Origin of the sequence: Photobacterium angustum, from assembly GCF_002954615.1 — a bacterium.
In the GTDB taxonomy this organism is placed as follows: Bacteria; Pseudomonadota; Gammaproteobacteria; order Enterobacterales; family Vibrionaceae; genus Photobacterium; species Photobacterium angustum_A.
Genome location: NZ_MSCJ01000002.1, coordinates 49,347 through 68,582, shown reverse-complemented (window position 1 = coordinate 68,582; position 19,236 = coordinate 49,347). Strand labels below are relative to the sequence as shown.

The window sequence follows — 19,236 nt, the reverse complement described above, 5'->3', positions numbered from 1 at the left end:
TAAGATAAATTTAACTGATACGTCCAAGATGCACATAAACATCAACAGAGGACGGTATCAGGGCGACCGCAAATTTACCTAAAACAGCTTAAATTCATTTAGATAGTCCGCAAGTCGGATTTCAAGGCGTCTTATCTTTGATGGTTTAATATAGAGAATCTATACCTTAAATGCAAGTGATTCTCATTACGTGGTTATTCAACGATAATTCGAGCGTTAATGGGTTGTACTGGTCGGTTGTTATTGCCCATGATTTGATGCAATTTCTCGGTTTGATCTTTTGAGCTGTATTGCGGTGTTTCTAAAACAAACCAGCGAACACCTTCAGTACATGGTGGTGTCGTTAGTGAGCCATTGAATTGATAGTACTCTCGCTCGCGAGGAAGAAGATTATTCGGGCTCAGATCATCGGTGAAATCGATGGTATTACCTTTAGTTGGGATGTTTTTGAGTAAAGAGCTAAGAGCATCATTCTCACGTAAGCCGTTTTCAAACATCACAGCAATAACTGCGATATTGCCTTTATCATCTACATTCACAAAATGCGCTTCTAACGGGTATTGTTTGCCGTTGATTAAGTTTTCAGATGGCGTATGGAAATGAATTTGCTTCAAGGTATACGTATCGCCATCTACAATCAGCTTATTATCGCCACTCACGAGTGCTTCCACTGTATGTCCATTATTGGTGATATCTGTGATTTTTCCGTCATACTCAATTCGCAGTGGGGCAAGGTTTGTTTGCAGTGCAGAAGTGATGTTAAGTGGGCTTTGATTTTTACCTAATCCGCACATTGGATAGCTTTCAGCCCAGTGTTCGTTGCTTTTGCCATAGCCCCAGTCAGCGGCTTGTGCAGTTAGAGACACTCCTGCAAGGAGAGAAAGAAGAACTAAAGATGCTTTTTTTATCATGTGAAAACCTTTGTTATATCGCATTTATATAGTGAAAAAGCGGCGCGTTGGTGTTGTCAGGTTAAGGACTGACATAACGGCATTTATTCTAGATAGGTATGATGGTAAGTCGAATACGAGAGAAAGGAAAATAAGATTATCTTTGTTAAGAGTTTACGGTATTGAGAGTGGAGGAAATGTCATATTCTTTAGTGCAATGATTGATCGATGATTACATGGCGTCGTCAACTCGAGCTTAGTGTTTACCGTATTGTGGATAAGAAAAAAGGGCTAATATAGCCCTTTTTTCTTTTATCTATTATTACAGATCTTGGGAGATTTGCTCTGCGTAAGGCTGACCCATACGTGTTGTTTGGAGCGGTTTCATTTCCTCTACAAAACGTACCTTACCTTTAGGGAATAAGTTGATCACCGTAGAGCCGAGCTTAAAGCGGCCCATTTCTTCACCTTTTTTCAGGCTAATTGCTTCAGTACCTGTTGCTGGGTAATCCCAACGACGTACTTCTGGGCCTGTTGGCGGTGTTACTGTTCCTGCCCACGTCGTTTCGATACTGCCCACAATCGTAGCACCAACCAGTATTTGTGCTAATGGACCAAACTCGGTATCAAAGATACACACAACACGCTCATTACGCGCAAATAGATTAGGGACATTTTCTGCAGTTAATGGGTTCACAGAGAAAAGATCGCCGGGTACATAAATCATTTGGCGCAGCACACCATCGCATGGCATGTGAACACGGTGGTAATCACTTGGTGATAAGTATAGCGTTGCGAAATCACCACCCATAAATTCATCGGCAAGATTTTTATCGCCACCTAATAGTTCACAAGCATCAAAGTAGTGACCTTTAGCTTGGAATAAACGACCTTCTTTGATTGGACCGAGTTGGCTAACGCAAGCATCTGCTGGGTGGCTAATGATACGTGTATCTTCATTAATTGGACGCGCACCATCTTTTAATTCGCGAACAAAAAAAGCGTTAAACGTCGGGTAAGCCGTAGGATCGGGATTACGTGCTTCTGCCATATCAACATTGTATTGTTTGATGAACCAACGAATAATCGCTGTGGTTACTTTGCCGCCTTCTAATGAAGCCAGTTTGCCCACTAAACGTGTTAGCGCATGCTTTGGCGTACAATATTGCAGGCCGATTTTTATCTTATCTAGCACAATTAATCTTCCGAAAAATACCACTTAATCAATAGTCTAGCTGCTTCTGTCAGAGACAAAGAACAACCCGAATCGGCAATGATACCTAACTCTTAGGGGAAAGTCAGGTTATCTGCTGGGGTGGCTAAGAGTTTGAGAGTCGAGTCCAAAAATGGAGAGCATCCCTAAAAGAGTATAGGCACTCTCTTAGGGAAGGGGATCAGTCAGGCTTGTTGCGAGAAAATTGGCGGTTAGCGACATTTTCCGACATGCTTTCAATGATCTTATGATAGCTATTGAAACGGTCTTGGCTAATTTCACCTTTTTCAACGGCTTCACGCAAAATACAGCCCGGATCGTTTTTATGTTTACAATCGCGGAATTTACACCCACCAAGGTAATCACGGAATTCAACGAAAGCTTCTGTTACTTGCTCTGATTCTAGGTGCCATAAGCCAAACTCACGCACTCCTGGTGAATCAATCAGATCACCACCTTCTTCAAAGTGATATAAACGTGCCGCTGTCGTTGTATGTTGACCTAACCCTGAATTACTTGAAACATCACCGATATCGGCTTCAACTTCAGGCATTAAGGCATTAACCATACTTGATTTGCCCACACCCGATTGGCCGGCAAAAATACTGGTATGATCTTTTAAGTCTTGCTTTAAGCCATCTAAGCCTTCGCCTGTATCGGTACTGACAAGGCGAACGTGATAACCAATCTTCTCGTATTGTGCGAGTTTTTGTTCAACACTTTTACGCTCGTCTGCGTTCAATAAATCGACTTTATTTACGACAATAAGCGGCTTAATGCCGATAGTTTCTGCGGCAATAATATAGCGATCGATTATGTTAAGAGATAGCTCTGGTAAAATAGCAGAGACGATAACAATACGGTCAACGTTGGCTGCGACTGCTTTTACGCCGTCATAGTAATCAGGACGAGTCAGCATTGATTGGCGCTCATGCACAGCTTCAACCACGCCAGCAATACCTTGTAGGGTTTCAACCCCTGGACGCCAAACAACACGATCGCCAGAGACGAGACTTTGAATGCTGCGACGTAAGTTACAGCGATGAATTATGCCTGTTTCGGGATCTTCGACATCAGCATGTTGGCCGAAACGAGTGATCACAAGCCCTTCTCGCGCATTTTCTAATAATGACTCATCCCATTGGACGTCATTTTTTTCGCGAGTTAGGCGTTTATTTTGGTTTGAGCGGACGCGTCGGCTCTGACCTTTAGTTAGCTTTTTCTTTTTTGCCACAAGAATATCATTCAATTTGGTTAGCTTTCGGTATTATCATACATGGTTTAGTCACAAAATAGGCAATATCGAATGACAATCAGCGACAAGAATCTCATTTGGATCGATCTTGAAATGACAGGATTAGACCCAGAAACCCATAAAATCATTGAAATAGCGACAATTGTTACTGATCCTCAACTCAATATTTTAGCGGAAGGTCCTGTACTTGCGATCCATCAGCCTGAAGCTGAGTTGGATAAAATGGATGATTGGTGCACAAATACGCATACAAATAGTGGTCTAGTTGAGCGTATTCGTAAAAGTACCGTGACAGAGCAACAAGCGGTGGCACAAACAATTGCATTTTTAGAGCAGTGGGTTCCTAAAGGAGCTTCACCTATTTGTGGTAACAGTATTGGTCAGGATCGTCGTTTCTTATACAAGCACATGCCTGATCTTGAGCAATACTTCCATTACCGTTATTTAGATGTCAGTACCCTAAAAGAATTAACGCGTCGATGGAAACCTGAATTATTAGATGGGCTTAATAAAAAAGGTAGTCACTTAGCACTCGATGATATTCGCGACTCAATTGATGAATTACGCTACTATCGAGAGAATATATTTACAATTTGATGGTTAAATCGGCACTTAAAAAACTTTCTTCGTTTTTTTTTGCAGAAGCCTTGCATCAGTCAATTTTAGTCGTATAATGCGCAGCCTCGAAAGGAGATAACGTGTTTGTTTCCTTTCGATAAAAATCGGACGCGGGGTGGAGCAGCTTGGTAGCTCGTCGGGCTCATAACCCGAAGGTCGTTGGTTCAAATCCGGCCCCCGCAACCAATCTCTTTTAAAGAGATGTAATGCGACACTAGCTCAGCTGGTAGAGCGCAACCTTGCCAAGGTTGAGGTCACGAGTTCGAACCTCGTGTGTCGCTCCACTTTTTTACTTGGTAGAGAAGTGATATTCATGGCTACGGCGGTGAATAAAAATAGTTGTCACCCAACTTAAAATAGGTGCAAAATCGGACGCGGGGTGGAGCAGCTTGGTAGCTCGTCGGGCTCATAACCCGAAGGTCGTTGGTTCAAATCCGGCCCCCGCAACCAATCTCTTTAAGAGATGTGATGCGACACTAGCTCAGCTGGTAGAGCGCAACCTTGCCAAGGTTGAGGTCACGAGTTCGAACCTCGTGTGTCGCTCCAAATTGATATTCATGGCTACGGCGGTGAATAAAAATAGTTGTCACCCAACTTAAAACAGGTGAAAAATCGGACGCGGGGTGGAGCAGCTTGGTAGCTCGTCGGGCTCATAACCCGAAGGTCGTTGGTTCAAATCCGGCCCCCGCAACCAATCTCTTTTAAGAGATGTGATGCGACACTAGCTCAGCTGGTAGAGCGCAACCTTGCCAAGGTTGAGGTCACGAGTTCGAACCTCGTGTGTCGCTCCAAATTGATATTCATGGCTACGGCGGTGAATAAAAATAGTTGTCACCCAACTTAAAACAGGTGAAAAATCGGACGCGGGGTGGAGCAGCTTGGTAGCTCGTCGGGCTCATAACCCGAAGGTCGTTGGTTCAAATCCGGCCCCCGCAACCAATCTCTTTTAAAGAGATGTGATGCGACACTAGCTCAGCTGGTAGAGCGCAACCTTGCCAAGGTTGAGGTCACGAGTTCGAACCTCGTGTGTCGCTCCAAATTGATATTCATGGCTACGGCGGTGAATAAAAATAGTTGTCACCCAACTTAAAATAGGTGCAAAATCGGACGCGGGGTGGAGCAGCTTGGTAGCTCGTCGGGCTCATAACCCGAAGGTCGTTGGTTCAAATCCGGCCCCCGCAACCAATCTCTTTTAAGAGATGTGATGCGACACTAGCTCAGCTGGTAGAGCGCAACCTTGCCAAGGTTGAGGTCACGAGTTCGAACCTCGTGTGTCGCTCCAAATTGATATTCATGGCTACGGCGGTGAATAAAAATAGTTGTCACCCAACTTAAAATAGGTGCAAAATCGGACGCGGGGTGGAGCAGCTTGGTAGCTCGTCGGGCTCATAACCCGAAGGTCGTTGGTTCAAATCCGGCCCCCGCAACCAATCTCTTTTAAAGAGATGTGATGCGACACTAGCTCAGCTGGTAGAGCGCAACCTTGCCAAGGTTGAGGTCACGAGTTCGAACCTCGTGTGTCGCTCCAAATTGATATTCATGGCTACGGCGGTGAATAAAAATAGTTGTCACCCAACTTAAAATAGGTGCAAAATCGGACGCGGGGTGGAGCAGCTTGGTAGCTCGTCGGGCTCATAACCCGAAGGTCGTTGGTTCAAATCCGGCCCCCGCAACCAATCTCTTTTAAGAGATGTGATGCGACACTAGCTCAGCTGGTAGAGCGCAACCTTGCCAAGGTTGAGGTCACGAGTTCGAACCTCGTGTGTCGCTCCAAATTGATATTCATGGCTACGGCGGTGAATAAAAATAGTTGTCACCCAACTTAAAATAGGTGCAAAATCGGACGCGGGGTGGAGCAGCTTGGTAGCTCGTCGGGCTCATAACCCGAAGGTCGTTGGTTCAAATCCGGCCCCCGCAACCAATCTCTTTTAAGAGATGTGATGCGACACTAGCTCAGCTGGTAGAGCGCAACCTTGCCAAGGTTGAGGTCACGAGTTCGAACCTCGTGTGTCGCTCCAATTTGATAGTTCATGGCGAAAGCGGTGAACGTTAGGTGAAAGACCTAGCTATGCGACACTAGCTCAGCTGGTAGAGCGCAACCTTGCCAAGGTTGAGGTCACGAGTTCGAACCTCGTGTGTCGCTCCAATTTGATAGTTCATGGCGAAAGCGGTGAATGTTAGGTGAAAGACCTAGCTATGCGACACTAGCTCAGCTGGTAGAGCGCAACCTTGCCAAGGTTGAGGTCACGAGTTCGAACCTCGTGTGTCGCTCCAATTTGATAGTTCATGGCGAAAGTGATGAACGTTAGGTGAAAGACCTAGCTATGCGACACTAGCTCAGCTGGTAGAGCGCAACCTTGCCAAGGTTGAGGTCACGAGTTCGAACCTCGTGTGTCGCTCCAATTTGATTGTTTATTTCATTGTAGATAAACAGAGTTATCATCGAACTTATCGATGAACTATTGCTGTGAAGTAATAGTCCTAATGTAGTATTCCTGAGGTATTCGATTACCGATATCATCAGTGTACTGCTTCAAGTGTTTCTAGCTTAGCTACGAAGCCCACTTAGAAGCGATCGGCTTCGACAACAGAACTCACTTTGTATAAAGCAACCTTTAAGGGTTGTTTTTGCTGTCTCAGCAATACAGGGGATTCATGTTGTAACATCAATACTGCTGTATTGGCGCGATATAACTAACGCGTACGCTCTTTTCTTAGTAATGTTTATCTATTGCAACAGTAGTGCATAAAGCTGTGCCATCTGAGCGAATAACATTGCAGATAGCGCTAACACATTATTTTTATAATAGTATTTCACCGTTAGATCACAATGAAATTAACAGAGTTATCCACACTACATGTACTGTGGGTAAGTTGGTTGATTAGATGTGCTGATGCTATGTGAGTAACTTTGAAATTTTATTTGAATGGTGTTTAATTATCGTTATCCACAGGTGTTTTTATTTTGTTTAACTTTATGTTTTATAATATAAATGTTGGAATTTACACCTGTTTTTCAACAGTTTTTTTGTCATGCTCTTCTTCGGGATAACTATCTTGATTATGTTATCCACCTCCTGTGTTTAATCTTTACCTATCCCCAAGAAAAAACCTATCTTTAAAAAGTTTTCCACATATCCCCCGAGTGACTTATGCATCTCGAGGTAAGCCTTTCTCAATAATCCGTACTAAACGTTTTGTTTTAGTGGGTAAAATTTCGAGAGCGAGTTGATCTTTTCTTTGTTGTTGTTGCGATAGCGCCCAATCGATATGTGTATCAAGTAATTCAGAGATCCCTTGACGTTGCTGAAGTGCTTCAACAATTTCTATTTGATAAGAAGCATTACCCAGAGCAATTGTGATATTTCTGAGCCATTGAATGTGGCCTATCCGGCGAATAGCTGAGCCTTCCGTATTTTTTAAGAATGTCGTTTCATCCCAAGCATAAAGAGTCAGCAAATCTTGTTGGTATAAGCTGTCACGACAGTGGTAATCATGTTCTTCTGTTAATTGTCCATGTCTGTTTATTGGGCAGACTAATTGGCAGTCATCACAACCATAGATACGGTTACCAATAGCACTGCGGTATTGCTCTGGGATCACACCATCAAATTCAATCGTTAAGTATGAAATACAACGACGCGCATCCACGATTCCTTCCTCAACAATAGCACCTGTTGGACAGCTCGTTATACACGCGACACATTTACCACATTGATCACTGCTTGGTTTATCAATTGGTAGTGGAATATCAACTAATAGTTCACCTAAAAAGAACCAAGAGCCTGCTTGTTCATTTAAGATAAGTGAATGTTTGCCTGTCCAACCAAGCCCTGCTTTTTGTGCCAAAGGACGCTCTAGGATAGGCGCTGAGTCAACAAAAGGTCGGCAGCCAAACTGCCCGACGACTTGCTCAATACGTTGCCCTAACTGTTTAAGCCGATTACGGATCAGTTTGTGATAATCACGACCGAGTGAATAGCGACTAATAAATGCTTTTTGAGGTTGCTTAAGTGTTTGGGCAAATTCTGCGTGAGGCGGAAGGTAATTCATTCTTACGCTGATCACGCGGATAGTGCCAGGTAGTAGTTCAGCAGGGCGCGCACGCATCATGCCATGACGTGCCATCCAGTCCATATCACCGTGATAGCCAGCATCAAGCCAGCGTTGCAATTCAGCTTCGTGTTGTGACAAATCAATATCAGTGATACCCACTTGTTGAAAGCCCAGCTCTTGTCCCCAAGTTTTGATCTGCTCAGCAAGTTGATGATAATCGATAGTCATAACCGAACTCTTTTATATTGCACTAAATGAAAGGGGGCGCATTCTAGCATATTCTTGTTTTGATCATAGCGGTGAGAATGTGGATTGCTAAGAATAGGCTGCGATAATGGCCTCTGACGTTGCGATTATAAACGCATAAAATTAACACTGTGCATTTTGATTAGTTATAGTTGTTGCACGTTTATTGAGGGCCTTTACCTATGATCACTCATGATATCCCCTTATTTCTCTATACCTCGGAACAAATAAGGCAAGGTGAACAATTACTCACAGAGCAGCAAAATAGTCTCACGCTTTATCACTTAATGGAACGTGCTGGAAAAGCAACGTTTGATCTTATGGATCTGCGGTATCCTCAATGCAAAAAACTGTTAGTGTGCTGCGGTAAAGGTAATAATGGTGGTGATGGCTATGTAGTGGCTCGTTTAGCACATGATCAGGGTATTGATGTTACTGTGTGGGAATCACCGAATGTTGAACATTTACCTATAGATGCCCGATGCGCTCGTTCTCACTGGTTGCAATGTAATGGTAAAACGATCATTGATACGCCAACCACAAGTTATGAGTTAATTATTGATGCGTTATTAGGGATTGGGGTTAAAGGTGAAGTTCGCACAGAAATAGCTGAACGCATTCGTTGGATAAATGATCAAAAGACGCCTGTGATTGCAGTGGATGTGCCTTCAGGACTATGTGCAGATACTGGTGCAACCTTTGGTGCTGTTATTAAGGCCTCACAAACGCTCTCTTTTATTGGTTTTAAACAAGGGCTGACAACAGGGCAAGCAGCAGAATATTGTGGAGAACGTTATTTTTCAGCCTTAGGATTTGATCTGCAATTTGCGCAAATTATGAAACCATCAGCGTTACACATTACAGAAGCGCAGGTACAGTCATTACTTTTTCCACGCTCACGTGTTGCTCATAAAGGGTGTTTTGGGCGAGTGCTTTGTATTGGTGGTGATCTGGGAATGGCGGGAGCCATTCGATTATCGTCAGAAGCCTGTGCCCGTGCAGGTGCTGGCTTAACGTCGGTGATAACACGACCTGACAATGCACTGTCAATTGTGATGATGAGACCTGAGATAATGGCCATTGGTTGGCAGGACTCTTCAAACATACTTGTTGATAAGCTTGCTTGGTCAGATGTGGTTGTATTAGGGCCTGGGCTTGGAACCAGTGATTGGGGGCAATCTCTCTTTGCGCAGTGTCATCATATTGATAAACCTTGTGTCATTGATGCTGATGGCCTTAATTTACTGGCAAAAGCACCTGACTACCGAGATAATCGAATCATTACACCACATCCCGGCGAAGCGGCGCGATTGTTGAATGTCTCTATTGATGAGATTGAAGCAGATCGGTTTGCCGCGATTCAGCGCTTACAGCAAAACTATGGCGGTGTTGTTGTTTTAAAAGGGGCTGGCAGTTTAATTTATGATGGTAAGACATTATGGATTTGTACTTGCGGCAATCCTGGAATGGCAACGGGAGGGATGGGGGACGTATTATCAGGTATTATTGGTGCTTTACTCGGCCAAGGCTTAGCGTTAATTGAAGCGGCCTATGCGGGAGTTTGGATCCATAGCCGAGCCGCAGATTTGTGTGCGCAAAGTGGAGAGCGTGGTATGCTGGCATCAGATCTCTTTCCGTTTATTCGTCAATTAGTCAATCCAAGATAAAAACATGCAAACATTTGAAACCTTCCTTGCTGATGAGCAGGCAACAGTAGATTTGGGCCTTAAATTAGCTAAAGCCTGCACGCAACAAACAACGATTTATCTTCACGGCGATCTGGGAGCCGGAAAAACAACGTTTAGTCGTGGTTTTATTCGTGCGCTAGGCCATCAAGGGAATGTTAAGAGTCCGACTTATACCTTAGTTGAACCTTATGATCTTGCTCCTTGGCAAGTATATCATTTCGATCTCTATCGCCTTGCAGATCCTGAAGAATTAGAATTTATGGGTATTCGTGATTATTTCACCCAGGATGCTATTTGCTTAGTGGAATGGCCAGAGAAAGGTGATGGGTTATTACCTCAACCCGATCTTGAATTAGAAATGTGTTATCACGGTGAGCAGAGAAAAGTATTGATCCGCGCCAATACGGAATATGGTGCAACATTGATCAATCATTTGGAGTTGAGTTAATTAGGATGGCGTTACGGACGTATTTAAAGCTCCTGATAGTAGGAGCCGGATTGGTGAGTTCTGCTGCCTCTTGGGCAAATGAACTCAAAGGAGTGAGAATCTGGCCTGCGCCAGATGAAACTCGCGTAGTATTAGATCTGCAAAGTAAAGCAGACTATTCTCACTTCTCATTAGCAGGACCTTCTCGTTTAGTGGTTGATCTTAAAGATACTAAGATCAAAACTAAACTTCCTATTGCGGTTCAGAAAAGTGATATTTTAACCAAAGTTCGCACCAGTACAGCGCCTGCTAAAGGTACAACACGACTGGTTTTTGAAGTTAAGCGTGGTGTAACGCCAACAATATTCTCTTTATCACCAACGGGCAGTTATGGTTACCGTTTAGTTCTAGACTTGCCAAATGGAACGTCTAAAACAGTGGGTGCTAAAGAAGAGCAAGCAGAAGAAAAAGCGACGGCAAATAATTTAGCGAAAATGCCATCTGGTACCGCTGATATCGTGGTAGCGGTGGATGCAGGTCACGGTGGTGATGATCCTGGCTCTATTGGTCCTACGCGTAAATATGAAAAAAATGTCACACTAGCGGTTGCGAAAAAACTGGCAGCTAAGATCAATGCAACAACGGGTATGCGTGCAGTATTAACTCGCCGTGGTGACTACTTTGTTCCATTGGGTAAGCGTTCAGAAATTGCGCGTAAGAATAAAGCCCTTCTTTTAGTTTCTATCCATGCTGATGGCTTTACAAAACCGCAACCGCGTGGTGCTTCTGTATGGGTGTTAAACACACGCCGTGCGAATACTGAAATAGGTCGTTGGTTGGAGCAAAGTGAGAAACAATCTGAGCTATTAGGCGGTGGTGATGTTTTATCAAGTAATACCAATGATAAATATCTTGGTCGAGCGGTATTAGACCTTCAATTTAGTTACTCGCAAAAAGAAGGCTACGATGTTGCCACTCGTGTATTGCATGAGTTACGTAAAGTGGCACGTTTGCATAAAACGGCCCCTCAATACGCAAGTTTAGCTGTATTGAAATCACCTGATATTCCATCGCTACTGGTTGAAACTGGTTTTATTACCAACCCAACAGAAGAGAGATTGCTTAATACGACATCACACCAAAACCAATTAGCGAATGCGGTTTACAAAGGGGTGTTGGAGTATTTTGAAGCAAATCCACCTGAAGGCACTTTATTTGCCTCTCGTTTGAAAGGACGTGGAAGTAAGCATAAAGTGACATCGGGTCAGTCATTAAGCGGTATTGCTCAGAAGTATGGCGTGTCGATGGCATCAATCAAAGCAGCGAATAATCTGAAATCAGACTCAGTGAATATCGGTCAAGTGTTGATCATTCCAGGTAACATTAAGACGGCGTCAGCTTCGACGCCAACGAAAGCGGTGAGTACGACATCGAGCCGTGCTACAGTGAAACCTGTTACCTCAACCAAGGTGATTGTACATAAAGTCGTCCGTGGTGAATATTTAGGTAAGATTGCAGCAAAATATGGTGTTACCATGAGCAGCATCCGTCAACTTAACCACCTAAAATCAGACAATGTGATGCTTGGGCAAAAATTAAAAATTGCCGTTCCTGCGCCGAAATATGTTCAACATAAAGTAAAGCGAGGCGAGTTTTTGAGTAAGATTGCTGATAAATATGGTGTGTCAGTTGCAAGTATTCGTGCTACGAATAAGCTACGTTCTGATAAACTAGCTGTAGGACAGACGCTAATCATACCAAGAAGTTAATTATGCCGATTCAGATTTTACCCGCTCGGCTGGCTAACCAGATTGCAGCGGGTGAAGTTGTTGAACGCCCAGCTTCTGTAGTCAAAGAGCTTGTTGAAAATAGTCTTGATGCCGGTGCTACTCGAATCGATATTGATATCGAAAAAGGTGGCAGCCGGCTCATTCGTATTCGTGATAATGGAAAAGGGATCCCTAAAGATGAGCTTGCTCTCGCCCTTAGCCGTCATGCGACCTCTAAAATTACTACTCTGGATGATCTTGAAGCGATAGTCAGTCTTGGCTTTCGTGGTGAAGCGCTTGCCAGTATTAGTTCCGTCTCTCGTTTAACGTTAACCTCCCGCACCCAAGCGCAAGAAGAAGCGTGGTCAGCGTATGCTGAAGGGCGAGATATGGACGTCCAGTTAAAACCTGCAGCTCATCCGGTAGGTACAACGCTAGAAGTGCTTGATCTTTTCTTTAATACACCTGCGCGTCGTAAGTTCTTACGGACAGAAAAAACAGAATTTAATCATATTGATGAGTTGATCAAACGTATTGCGTTAAGCCGCTTTGATGTTGCTATTACTTTGCGTCATAACGGTAAGATCATTCGACAATACCGAACGGCACAAACGCCGATTCAAAAAGAGCGTCGACTAGCAACTGCATGTGGTTCAGGCTTTTTACAACATGCATTGGTGGTTGAATTAGCGCACGGGGATTTGAAATTATCTGGTTGGGTATGTAGCTCTAAAGGCGCTCGTGCACAAAATGATATTCAGTATTGTTATGTCAATGGACGGATGATGAAAGATAAGCTGATCAATCATGCGATCCGTCAAGCTTATGAGTCGAGTTTACGATCCGATCAGTATGCAGCTTACGTACTGTATATTGATGTTGATCCTCACCAAGTTGATGTGAATGTTCACCCAGCAAAACATGAAGTACGTTTTCATCAAGCACGGTTGGTACATGATTTTATCTACCAAGCCTTACAAAGTGCATTGCAGCAAGGGGCATTAGAAGAAGAGCTGCATCAGTATCAATCACCGATACGAGCGAGTGCTCACAGTATCGAAGTCGATGAAGATGGTGTGGTGATTGAACCAACAAACGCTGTGACGCAAAGGGTTGCTCAAGCGATAGATGCGACACCAGAGTATCCTCATAAATCACCGTCATCGGAATGGAATAAGTCTGCGTCGACATCGTCATATTTAGCAGATTCACCCATTGATACTGATATGCGTGACTCAGCAGTATCAGCTGAATATGCGGTAAGTGAAGCGTCTGAGCATAGTAAACCATCTTCTTATTCTGCTTCACCAAGCACAAATAATAGAGATCAGCATCATTATGATCGTAGTCCTCGTGAGCGACAAGGCAGTGATCAAAAAATAAATACCACGAGAACTTCTGATGCTTCATCTGGCGCCTCACGTTCTCCTAAACCGGAAGGGCCGACGGCGGCTGAGATCAAGGCATACCAAAAGCTGTTACAAACGGAATCGCCGACAGAACATGTTTTAGCAGAACAACCCATAGAGCGTGTTGCAGAGCCGCGTAGAGAGTGGCAAGCAATGCCTTCAACGGCAGTTGTTAAACAACATGCGATAGCGGGTAAAGCTATGGGGCTTGGTAAAGCATTATGCTTGGTGGCTGAGCGTTACTTATTGATGCAGCAAGAGACCAATATTGCCTTACTGAATTTAGATCATGCAGAGTTATTGCGCTATGTTGGACAATTGCGTTTAGCACAAACGGAAGGGTTAAAACCTCAACCGCTTTTGATTCCACTATCGGTACCTGTAGAGAGCGATTTAATTGCCTGTGCTGAACAACATGCGATGTTACTTAAACAATTAGGGATTCAACTGAAAGCGAAAGGGAGAAATGGCATAATAATCATGTCAGTATGTATGCCATTAAGACAACAAAACTTACAACAGTTAATCCCGAATTTGTTAACCTACCTACTTACTGCTTGTGATGATCCAGAAGCACAAGGGTGGGATAAATTATTATATTGGTTAGCTGAACAATGTGTTGGTACAGTGGCAAGTTATAGCTTGTCGCAAGCCATTCAGCTAGTCTCTGAATTAGAGCAGCTATGGGGAGAGAACTTGGCAGATCATGAAAGCCACTTACTTCGTCCGGTAGATATGCAAGCAGCAATAGAAGCATTTAAATAATGATAACTAAGCCACAACCTCAAGCCATTTTTTTAATGGGACCAACAGCTTCGGGTAAAACCGATCTTGCAATTCGTTTACGAGAGCAACTGCCTGTTGAGTTGATTAGTGTTGATTCTGCCCTTATTTATAAGGGAATGGATATCGGTACAGCAAAGCCTGATGCGCATGAACTTGCATTAGCACCGCATCGTTTGATCGATATTCGTGATCCAGCGCAAAGTTATTCGGCTGCAGACTTTCGTGCTGATGCACTGAAAGAAATGGCTGATATAGTTGCAGCAGGGCGAATTCCTTTATTAGTTGGTGGTACTATGTTGTACTACAAGGCTTTATTGGAAGGTTTATCGCCTTTACCTGCTGCAGATCTTGAGGTTCGCGCAGGGATTGAACGAGATGCTGCTGAACATGGGTGGCAAGCATTGCATGATGAATTAGTAAGGATTGATCCCGTAGCTGGGGCAAGAATTCATCCCAATGATCCACAGCGATTATCTCGTGCATTGGAAGTTTTCCGAATTTCGGGTAAAACTTTAACTGAGTTAACAAAAACTCAAGGTGAATCTTTACCTTACAAGGTTCATCAATTTGCAATAACTCCCATGGATAGGGCTGTACTGCATCAACGAATTGAGCTTAGGTTCAATAAAATGATCGAGGCAGGTTTTGAGCAGGAAGTACGTGCGTTGCACGAGCGTGGTGATCTTCACCTTGAGCTTCCTTCTATTCGTTGCGTTGGTTATCGTCAGATGTGGGAATATTTGGACGGGAATTATGACTTAGATGAAGCGGTTTTCCGTGGTATCTGTGCTACCCGTCAATTGGCAAAGCGTCAAATCACCTGGCTTCGCGGTTGGAAAGATTTGACCTGGTTGGATAGTAGTGATGTGGATTCCGCGTTACAAACAGTCACAAACTCAGTTAGATGTGATGTTTGATTAACGTGTATACTCTGAACTGCTTTGCGTATTTTTAGTTTTTGTTCGTTGCTAATACAACTACAAACAAATAAGGAAAAGAAATAATGGCTAAGGGGCAATCTCTGCAAGACCCGTTTTTAAATGCGCTGCGTCGTGAACGAATTCCGGTCTCAATTTACTTGGTAAACGGTATCAAACTACAGGGACAAATTGAGTCTTTTGACCAATTTGTGATCCTATTAAAAAACACTGTAAACCAAATGGTATATAAGCATGCTATTTCAACGGTAGTTCCTGCTCGTCCAGTGAACCATCACCACGCAGGTGATCGTCCAGCAGGTACTGAACGTCCAGAAAAAACTGAAGAATAATTTATTCTTCCATTAAGGAGTTAGTGGCTTGTTTGACCGTTATGAAGCCGGTGAACAGGCGATTCTTGTTCATATTAACTTCACGCAAGATGGGGAATGGGAAGATCTTAGCGAATTTGAAATGCTGGTCTCCTCAGCGGGCGTAAATACACTGCATGTTGTCACAGGCAGCCGTAAGACTCCGCACCCTAAATATTACGTTGGAGAAGGTAAGGCACAAGAAATTGCCGACGCGGTAAGAACAGCGGAAGCTGATATCGTTATCTTTAACCACTCCTTGTCTCCCGCTCAAGAGCGTAACTTGGAGCAAATTTGTCAGTGTCGTGTACTCGACAGAACAGGTTTGATCTTAGATATATTTGCTCAACGCGCACGTACCCATGAAGGTAAGTTGCAAGTCGAGCTTGCACAGTTACGTCATATCTCAACCCGATTGATTCGTGGTTGGACTCACCTTGAGCGACAGAAAGGGGGGATCGGTCTGCGTGGACCTGGTGAAACGCAGCTTGAAACAGATAGACGTTTATTGCGCGATCGAATTAAAACAATTCTACGTCGTTTAGATAAAGTGGCTAAACAGCGTGATCAAGGAAGACGCGCGCGTAATCGTGCAGAAATTCCAACGATCTCATTAGTGGGATATACCAATGCTGGTAAATCCACACTCTTTAATCGGATCACCGATGCGGGGGTTTACGCCGCCGATCAACTGTTTGCAACTCTAGACCCTACACTACGTAAAATTGCAGTGGCTGATGTAGGTACCGCTATTTTAGCTGATACCGTTGGATTTATTCGACATCTTCCCCACGATCTAGTGGCAGCATTTAAAGCTACCCTTAAAGAAACACAAGAAGCTGATCTTTTACTTCATGTGGTTGATGCAAGTGATGATCGCTTCCGTGAAAACGTTGAAGCTGTTGAAACAGTACTAGAAGAAATTGATGCGGGTGAAGTGCCTACTTTAATTATCATGAATAAAATTGATAATTTAGAGCATGCAGAACCTCGCATTGAACGAGATGAAGAGGGAGTTCCTCGTCGCGTTTGGGTTTCAGCGATGGAAGGGCAAGGCATTGACTTGTTATTCCAAGCTCTAACTGAACGCCTCTCCGGTACGATGGTAGCGCATACCTTACGTGTACCCCCTGAAATGATTGGGCGTATCCGTAGCAAGTTTTATCAGCTGGGATGTATTTTACAAGAAGAATACGAATCAGACGGTTATTTGATGATTGATATTCGTTTGCCTTTGGCGGAATGGTCTCGATTACAAAAAAGAGAAAGTACTTCGTTAGATGACTTTATCGTTGCTTAATGGATTACTAGAGTAATAAAAACTGTCGTCATATCATATTGATGGAGTTCTATAATGGCGTGGAATGAGCCTGGAAACAACGGCGGCCGTGATGATAAAGACCCTTGGGGTAATAATAATCGCGGTGGACGTGAACAAGGACCACCAGATCTCGATGAGGTTTTTTCAAAACTAAGTCGTAAAGTTGGCGGTGTGTTTGGAAATAAAAAAGGGCCGAGTGGCAGCGGGAGCGCTGTTGGCTTGGGGGCTGTTGCCGTATTAGCTGCGGCAGTTTGGGGTTTTTCTGGTTTTTACACCATTGGCGAAGCAGAGCAAGGTGTTGTGCTACGTTTTGGTAAGTTCGATCAAGTTGTAAAACCTGGTCTGAACTGGAAACCAACGTTTATTGATGAAGTTATTCCTGTCAACATTCAAGCGATCCGTTCTCTCCGTGCATCTGGCTTGATGTTAACGAAAGATGAAAACGTCCTGAAAGTTGAAATGGATGTTCAGTACCGTGTTGATAACGCTGAGAAGTACCTATTTAGCGTAACGAATGCTGATGACAGTTTGCGTCAGGCAACTGATTCTGCACTTCGTGCTGTAATTGGTGATTCAACCATGGATCAGGCATTAACGACAGGTCGTCAGGCTATTCGTGCGAATACTCAAGCGGCAATTGATAAAATTATTGCTAAATACGACATGGGTATCCGTGTTGTTGATGTGAACTTCCAGTCAGCTCGTCCACCTGAAGCGGTGAAAGATGCATTTGATGATGCAATCGCAGCGCGAGAAGATGAAGAGCGTTACGTTCGTGAAGCAGAAGCTTACAGTAATGACATTTTGCCGAAAGCAACGGGTCGTGCTGAGCGTCTGAAGAATGAAGCAGAAGGTTACTCTGAGCGTGTTGTTAATGGCGCATTGGGTGATGTAGCACAGTTTGATAAATTGTTGCCACAATACCTAGCGGCGAAAGAAGTGACACGTGAGCGTTTGTATCTAGATACCATGGAGAAGGTGTACAGTAACACCAGCAAAGTGTTAATTGATACTAAATCAGGTGGCAGTAATAATATGATGTACTTACCACTTGATAAGCTGATGTCTCAGTCAAATCAAGCTGATAAGAAAACCGATAATTCAGATCGTTTAAGCGGTATTGAATTAGAAAAAGTAGAAACTCCAACTCCAGTTGCACCTGCTCCTCGTGCTGATACTGGCCGTCAAGGGAGATATTAATTATGCGTAAGTTAATGATCCCAGTAGTAGTGATTTTTATTGCTCTATTATTGATGTCAGTGTTTGTCGTAAAAGAAGGTGAGCGTGGTATCGTGGTGCGTTTCGGTCGTATCTTAAAAGATAACAATACTGAAATTGCCCGTATTTATGAGCCCGGCCTACATTTTAAAGTACCAGTGTTTGACCGTGTTCATGATTTAGATGCACGTATTCAAACTATGGATGATCAGGCTGATCGTTTCTTAACGGCTGAGAAGAAAGACGTAATCATTGATACCTATGTGAAATGGCGTATCAAAGATTTTGGTAAGTACTACTTAGCAACAGGTGGTGGTAATACATCAACTGCAGAAGCGCTATTAAAGCGTAAAGTAGTCGATAGCCTACGTGCTGAAATCGGTTCGAAAGAAATTAAGCAGATCGTCTCTGGAGAAGATAGCATTTCAACACCAGCCACAGCGTCTGATATTGCACAGACTAAAGCAGCAAAAGCAGCTTTAGCGGTAATTGAAGGTGTGGTTCCGGTGAAGCAAGTTGAAGGTCAACGTGATCAAATCATGGCTGATGTACTTGAAGAAACGCGTGAAAGTGCGAAAGATTTGGGTATTGAAGTGGTTGATTTCCGAATTAAGAAAATTAACCTACCAGATGAAATCAGTGAGTCTATCTACCGTCGTATGCGTGCAGAGCGAGAATCAGTGGCGCGTAGTTACCGTTCTCAAGGTCGTCAACGTGCTGAAGAGTTACGTGCACGTTCTGAGCTTGAAGTAGCTACTGTTCTGTCTGAAGCAAAACGTAAAGCACAGGTTATTCGTGGTGACGCGGATGCAAAAGCGGCAGAGATTTACTCAAAAGCTTATAGCCAAAACCCAGAGTTCTACAGCTTCTGGCGTTCGCTTAAAGCTTACGAGAAGAGCTTCAACTCTAAAAATGATGTATTGGTTGTTGATCCTAACAATGAATTCTTTAAGTACATGAATCATTCAGAACTTAAAGCAAACTAAACCAATCACAACAGACATCTGTTATCGTAAAGACAAGGCCTCGGCCTTGTCTTTTTTTATGGGGAA

The 19,236-nt window shown here is 43.6% G+C and carries 14 protein-coding genes and 19 tRNA genes; 29 read left to right on the top strand and 4 right to left on the bottom strand.

Going from position 1 to position 19,236, the window contains the following annotated elements; all coding sequences use genetic code 11:
* Window positions 1-194: 194 nt before the first annotated feature.
* The 3 genes from BTO08_RS13995 to rsgA all read right to left on the bottom strand — a co-directional run bounded on the left by BTO08_RS13995 (window position 195) and on the right by rsgA (window position 3,337).
* A complete protein-coding gene (locus BTO08_RS13995) occupies window positions 195-911 on the bottom strand; it encodes a carbonic anhydrase (protein WP_105061382.1) in 717 nt (238 codons plus the stop codon).
* A 301-nt stretch (window positions 912-1,212) separates the two neighbouring features.
* Window positions 1,213-2,085 carry an archaetidylserine decarboxylase gene (gene asd / locus BTO08_RS13990; RefSeq protein WP_105061381.1) on the bottom strand — a complete coding sequence of 291 codons (873 nt, stop codon included), beginning with the start codon at window positions 2,083-2,085 and terminating at the stop codon, window positions 1,213-1,215.
* Between the two features lie 199 nt (window positions 2,086-2,284).
* Window positions 2,285-3,337 (bottom strand): small ribosomal subunit biogenesis GTPase RsgA, encoded by a 1,053-nt coding sequence (gene rsgA / locus BTO08_RS13985; protein WP_105061489.1) that lies wholly within the window; start codon window positions 3,335-3,337, stop codon window positions 2,285-2,287.
* Window positions 3,338-3,409: 72 nt separating this feature from the next.
* Between rsgA and orn the strand changes: the two genes are divergently transcribed.
* The 20 genes from orn (at window position 3,410) to BTO08_RS13885 (ending at window position 6,378) form a co-directional block, all read left to right on the top strand.
* On the top strand, window positions 3,410-3,955 hold the full coding sequence (gene orn, locus BTO08_RS13980) for an oligoribonuclease (protein ID WP_105061380.1): 546 nt from the start codon (window positions 3,410-3,412) through the stop codon (window positions 3,953-3,955).
* Between the two features lie 130 nt (window positions 3,956-4,085).
* A tRNA-Met gene (locus tag BTO08_RS13975) sits at window positions 4,086-4,162 on the top strand.
* Window positions 4,163-4,184: 22 nt separating this feature from the next.
* A tRNA-Gly gene (locus BTO08_RS13970) sits at window positions 4,185-4,260 on the top strand.
* An 89-nt stretch (window positions 4,261-4,349) separates the two neighbouring features.
* Window positions 4,350-4,426: transfer RNA gene (locus tag BTO08_RS13965), tRNA-Met, on the top strand.
* A gap of 20 nt (window positions 4,427-4,446) precedes the next feature.
* Window positions 4,447-4,522: transfer RNA gene (locus BTO08_RS13960), tRNA-Gly, on the top strand.
* 71 nt (window positions 4,523-4,593) lie between these two features.
* Window positions 4,594-4,670 (top strand) — tRNA-Met (locus BTO08_RS13955).
* Between the two features lie 21 nt (window positions 4,671-4,691).
* A tRNA-Gly gene (locus tag BTO08_RS13950) sits at window positions 4,692-4,767 on the top strand.
* Window positions 4,768-4,838: 71 nt separating this feature from the next.
* Window positions 4,839-4,915: transfer RNA gene (locus BTO08_RS13945), tRNA-Met, on the top strand.
* Window positions 4,916-4,937: 22 nt separating this feature from the next.
* Window positions 4,938-5,013, top strand: a tRNA-Gly gene (locus BTO08_RS13940).
* Window positions 5,014-5,084: 71 nt separating this feature from the next.
* Window positions 5,085-5,161 (top strand) — tRNA-Met (locus BTO08_RS13935).
* A 21-nt stretch (window positions 5,162-5,182) separates the two neighbouring features.
* Window positions 5,183-5,258: transfer RNA gene (locus BTO08_RS13930), tRNA-Gly, on the top strand.
* A gap of 71 nt (window positions 5,259-5,329) precedes the next feature.
* A tRNA-Met gene (locus tag BTO08_RS13925) sits at window positions 5,330-5,406 on the top strand.
* Window positions 5,407-5,428: 22 nt separating this feature from the next.
* Window positions 5,429-5,504: transfer RNA gene (locus tag BTO08_RS22350), tRNA-Gly, on the top strand.
* 71 nt (window positions 5,505-5,575) lie between these two features.
* A tRNA-Met gene (locus tag BTO08_RS13915) sits at window positions 5,576-5,652 on the top strand.
* A gap of 21 nt (window positions 5,653-5,673) precedes the next feature.
* Window positions 5,674-5,749: transfer RNA gene (locus BTO08_RS13910), tRNA-Gly, on the top strand.
* Window positions 5,750-5,820: 71 nt separating this feature from the next.
* A tRNA-Met gene (locus tag BTO08_RS13905) sits at window positions 5,821-5,897 on the top strand.
* A gap of 21 nt (window positions 5,898-5,918) precedes the next feature.
* A tRNA-Gly gene (locus BTO08_RS13900) sits at window positions 5,919-5,994 on the top strand.
* 52 nt (window positions 5,995-6,046) lie between these two features.
* Window positions 6,047-6,122 (top strand) — tRNA-Gly (locus BTO08_RS13895).
* Window positions 6,123-6,174: 52 nt separating this feature from the next.
* A tRNA-Gly gene (locus BTO08_RS13890) sits at window positions 6,175-6,250 on the top strand.
* Between the two features lie 52 nt (window positions 6,251-6,302).
* A tRNA-Gly gene (locus BTO08_RS13885) sits at window positions 6,303-6,378 on the top strand.
* A 748-nt stretch (window positions 6,379-7,126) separates the two neighbouring features.
* On the opposite strand, the gene queG is transcribed toward BTO08_RS13885, so the two are convergent.
* Window positions 7,127-8,260, bottom strand: coding sequence for a tRNA epoxyqueuosine(34) reductase QueG (gene queG, locus BTO08_RS13880; RefSeq protein ID WP_105061379.1), 1,134 nt, complete (start codon window positions 8,258-8,260; stop codon window positions 7,127-7,129).
* A gap of 200 nt (window positions 8,261-8,460) precedes the next feature.
* On the opposite strand from queG, the gene BTO08_RS13875 reads away from it, so the two are divergent.
* From BTO08_RS13875 to hflC, 9 genes are all read left to right on the top strand, one after another.
* The gene (locus BTO08_RS13875; protein WP_105061378.1) at window positions 8,461-9,945 is read left to right on the top strand and encodes an NAD(P)H-hydrate dehydratase; all 1,485 of its coding nucleotides are present in this window, start codon (window positions 8,461-8,463) and stop codon (window positions 9,943-9,945) included.
* Between the two features lie 4 nt (window positions 9,946-9,949).
* Entirely contained in the window at window positions 9,950-10,414 is a 465-nt protein-coding gene (gene tsaE, locus BTO08_RS13870) for a tRNA (adenosine(37)-N6)-threonylcarbamoyltransferase complex ATPase subunit type 1 TsaE (protein WP_005372826.1), read from the top strand.
* Window positions 10,415-10,419: 5 nt separating this feature from the next.
* A complete protein-coding gene (locus BTO08_RS13865) occupies window positions 10,420-12,162 on the top strand; it encodes a LysM peptidoglycan-binding domain-containing protein (RefSeq protein WP_198038471.1) in 1,743 nt (580 codons plus the stop codon).
* Between the two features lie 2 nt (window positions 12,163-12,164).
* Window positions 12,165-14,336: a DNA mismatch repair endonuclease MutL gene (gene mutL, locus BTO08_RS13860; RefSeq protein WP_105061376.1), complete on the top strand. Its 2,172-nt coding sequence runs from the start codon at window positions 12,165-12,167 to the stop codon at window positions 14,334-14,336.
* 2 nt (window positions 14,337-14,338) lie between these two features.
* Window positions 14,339-15,274, top strand: a complete 936-nt coding sequence (miaA, locus tag BTO08_RS13855) for a tRNA (adenosine(37)-N6)-dimethylallyltransferase MiaA (RefSeq protein WP_045129185.1) — start codon at window positions 14,339-14,341, stop codon at window positions 15,272-15,274.
* 86 nt (window positions 15,275-15,360) lie between these two features.
* Complete coding sequence (gene hfq, locus BTO08_RS13850) at window positions 15,361-15,627, top strand: RNA chaperone Hfq (protein WP_005372819.1); 267 nt, start codon at window positions 15,361-15,363, stop codon at window positions 15,625-15,627.
* A 28-nt stretch (window positions 15,628-15,655) separates the two neighbouring features.
* Window positions 15,656-16,945, top strand: coding sequence for a ribosome rescue GTPase HflX (gene hflX, locus BTO08_RS13845; RefSeq protein WP_105061375.1), 1,290 nt, complete (start codon window positions 15,656-15,658; stop codon window positions 16,943-16,945).
* Window positions 16,946-16,999: 54 nt separating this feature from the next.
* Entirely contained in the window at window positions 17,000-18,166 is a 1,167-nt protein-coding gene (gene hflK / locus BTO08_RS13840) for an FtsH protease activity modulator HflK (RefSeq protein WP_005372815.1), read from the top strand.
* Between the two features lie 2 nt (window positions 18,167-18,168).
* Window positions 18,169-19,170, top strand: a complete 1,002-nt coding sequence (hflC, locus tag BTO08_RS13835; protein WP_105061374.1) for a protease modulator HflC — start codon at window positions 18,169-18,171, stop codon at window positions 19,168-19,170.
* Window positions 19,171-19,236: the final 66 nt, after the last annotated feature.

Excerpts from the sequence above, each read along its gene's own strand:
- BTO08_RS13995 (WP_105061382.1), bottom strand. The coding sequence starts at position 911 with ATGATAAAAAAAGCATCTTTAGTTCTTCTTTCTCTCCTTGCAGGAGTG.
- orn (WP_105061380.1), top strand. The coding sequence starts at position 3,410 with ATGACAATCAGCGACAAGAATCTCATTTGGATCGATCTTGAAATGACA.
- queG (WP_105061379.1), bottom strand. The coding sequence starts at position 8,260 with ATGACTATCGATTATCATCAACTTGCTGAGCAGATCAAAACTTGGGGA.
- BTO08_RS13875 (WP_105061378.1), top strand. The coding sequence starts at position 8,461 with ATGATCACTCATGATATCCCCTTATTTCTCTATACCTCGGAACAAATA.
- tsaE (WP_005372826.1), top strand. The coding sequence starts at position 9,950 with ATGCAAACATTTGAAACCTTCCTTGCTGATGAGCAGGCAACAGTAGAT.
- BTO08_RS13865 (WP_198038471.1), top strand. The coding sequence starts at position 10,420 with ATGGCGTTACGGACGTATTTAAAGCTCCTGATAGTAGGAGCCGGATTG.
- mutL (WP_105061376.1), top strand. The coding sequence starts at position 12,165 with ATGCCGATTCAGATTTTACCCGCTCGGCTGGCTAACCAGATTGCAGCG.
- hfq (WP_005372819.1), top strand. The coding sequence starts at position 15,361 with ATGGCTAAGGGGCAATCTCTGCAAGACCCGTTTTTAAATGCGCTGCGT.
- hflK (WP_005372815.1), top strand. The coding sequence starts at position 17,000 with ATGGCGTGGAATGAGCCTGGAAACAACGGCGGCCGTGATGATAAAGAC.
- hflC (WP_105061374.1), top strand. The coding sequence starts at position 18,169 with ATGCGTAAGTTAATGATCCCAGTAGTAGTGATTTTTATTGCTCTATTA.